Genomic DNA, 1587 nt, shown 5'->3' on the forward strand with positions numbered 1-1587 from the left:
CGGGTTACTATGGTGTTTCTAAAATTCTGGCAAAAGAGCGAGCAGAAAAATACCTGAAGAAGCTCGATTTATGGGAGAAGCGCAAAGAGCGTGCTCGTAACTTATCGGGTGGTATGAAGCGTCGCTTGATGATTGCTCGCGCGCTCATGCACGAGCCAAAACTGCTGATTTTGGATGAGCCGACGGCTGGGGTGGACATTGAGTTGCGTCGTTCAATGTGGGATTTCCTCAAAGAAATCAATCAGCAGCAAGGGATCACTATCATTCTTACTACGCACTATTTAGAAGAAGCGGAAATGCTGTGTCGCAACATAGGCATTATCAATCGCGGCGAGTTGATTGAAAACACAACCATGAAAGCGTTGCTCAGTAAGCTCAGCGTAGAAACCTTTATTCTAGATATCGAGACTGACGGCGAAGTGCCTGAGTTGAATGGTGTCAATCGTCAAAGCTTAATCGATGGCTCATTAGAAATTGAGCTAGATAAAAGCCAAGGTCTCAATGCGGTGTTTGCTCAATTAACGGAACATGGCGTGAAAGTGCTGTCGATGCGCAATAAAGCCAACCGATTAGAAGAACTGTTTGTCAGCATTGTCAGAGAGGGGAGCAAGTAAATGTACCAACTGTATTGGACGGCATTTCGTAGTTTGCTGGGTAAAGAGGTGACGCGCTTCTCGCGTATTTGGGTACAAACTTTGGTGCCACCAGCGATTACGATGACGCTGTACTTCATCATCTTCGGTAATCTGATCGGTTCTCGAATTGGTGAAATGAGCGGATTTAGCTATATGGAATACATCGTGCCGGGTTTGATCATGATGTCGGTGATCACCAACTCATATTCAAATGTCGCGTCTTCATTCTTTAGTGCAAAACTGCAAAAGAACATCGAAGAGTTGTTGGTTGCACCTGTGCCAAACTACGTCATCATCGCAGGTTATGTCATGGGTGGTGTAACCCGTGGCTTGCTGGTTGGTGCTATTGTGACGTGCGTGTCGCTGCTGTTTGTAGATCTACAGGTTGAGCACTGGGGCATTATTGTGGCGACGGTATTTATGACGTCGGTGGTGTTTGCTCTTGGTGGATTGATTAATGCGGTTTACGCAAAGACGTTTGATGACATTTCAATCATTCCTACGTTTGTATTAACGCCGCTTACCTATCTTGGCGGTGTATTTTATTCGATTAGCCTGTTGCCTGAGTTTTGGCAAGGTGTATCGAAAATCAACCCAATTGTTTACATGGTAAATGCATTCCGTTACGGATTTTTAGGCGTATCGGATGTCGGTATCGTGACTTCATTTAGTGTACTGGGTGTGTTTGTTGTGGTGCTGTACGCCATTGCCCACTATTTGGTAACAAAAGGGATTGGGCTACGAAGCTAAGCCATGCTCATAAAGAAAAAGAGCAGCTATTTACGCTGCTCTTTTGCATGCACAACAATACATACCCATACAATCTTCCGGTTTTTATCATGATAGGTTTCAATCATTTGTAATAAATGAGTGATCCTATGAATATTGTCCCGCCGCCGCTTTTTTCCTATCAGTTACTTAAGCCCAAATATTGGTCTGTTTGGCTGGCATT

General features: G+C 44.4%; 2 protein-coding genes. Both read left to right on the plus strand.

Annotation, left to right across the window (positions count from 1 at the left end):
• On the plus strand, window positions 1-614 hold a 614-nt coding region (locus R7O12_RS24320), incomplete at its 5' end, for an ABC transporter ATP-binding protein (RefSeq protein ID WP_318126600.1).
• Window positions 615-1385 (plus strand): ABC transporter permease, encoded by a 771-nt coding sequence (locus R7O12_RS24325; RefSeq protein WP_005479696.1) that lies wholly within the window; start codon window positions 615-617, stop codon window positions 1383-1385.
• Window positions 1386-1587 lie beyond the last annotated feature (202 nt).

The organism is Vibrio sp. Vb1574 (genome assembly GCF_033338675.1).